Genomic DNA, 735 nt, shown 5'->3' with positions numbered 1-735 from the left:
ATCCCAGTGCATGCGACGGTCGCAATTGCGCCAATCGGTCCACGAACCACCAGCCGTGCGCATGCGGTATTGATAAACGGCGTTGCTCATCTACTTCTCCTGTTGAATTGATGTGGAAATGATACGAGAAAGTGGGCTATTCGTCAACCCCTCAGCCGTTATGCGCCACCAGCCGAAGCTTCCGCACGCGGATCAGCAGGTCGCCTGCGCGCGGTACCGGTACGTCCGCGAACTGCTCGTAGAAGCCGACCGAGCAGCCGGCCCAGTCGCTCCATTCGAAAACATCGCCATCGATCGGCTTCGACGACATCTGGTAGACGTACACGAGTTCCGTGTCTCCGGGCTGCGGCTCGGGTGTCGCAAGCGTGGCGATAGCCTGCATCGCATTGTAAATCGGGGTGTTTCGGCCTTTATGCCAGCTCGGCGCTACTGTGTTCAGAACGTGCACCACACAGCCCCATGCAACTTCGTGGTCGTTTTCGAACATCGGGTCGTTCTTAACGTCCTCATAGATTTTGTCGAGATCGAGTTCCATATTTCCTCCTAGTCGTGAATTTTGCTCAGAATACAAAAAGGGACTGCGCTGTCAAGCACAATCCCTTTTCTTTACATCAGGCCAATCAGCGGCCGAATTTCACGGACTCACGTTCCGGAAGCGGAAGCCGCCCCGCATACTTCTTGATGAGGATGGCGGCCAGGACACCACCCGCGATCCGCGAGAGCACGACAAGACCA

The 735-nt window shown here is 56.2% G+C and carries 1 protein-coding gene; it reads right to left on the bottom strand.

The window, feature by feature from the left end; genetic code table 11:
- Positions 1 to 151: 151 nt before the first annotated feature.
- Positions 152 to 535, bottom strand: a complete 384-nt coding sequence (locus AC1RPG_RS07865) for a hypothetical protein (protein WP_481762448.1) — start codon at positions 533 to 535, stop codon at positions 152 to 154.
- Between the last annotated feature and the right edge of the window lie 200 nt (positions 536 to 735).

This window comes from Dellaglioa sp. CoH-57-MRSF-18, from assembly GCF_056781995.1.
This window is presented reverse-complemented; position numbering and strand designations above follow the sequence as displayed.

Bases quoted from the DNA above. Each gene is read 5' to 3' on its own strand.
- AC1RPG_RS07865 (WP_481762448.1), bottom strand. From the start codon at position 535: ATGGAACTCGATCTCGACAAAATCTATGAGGACGTTAAGAACGACCCG.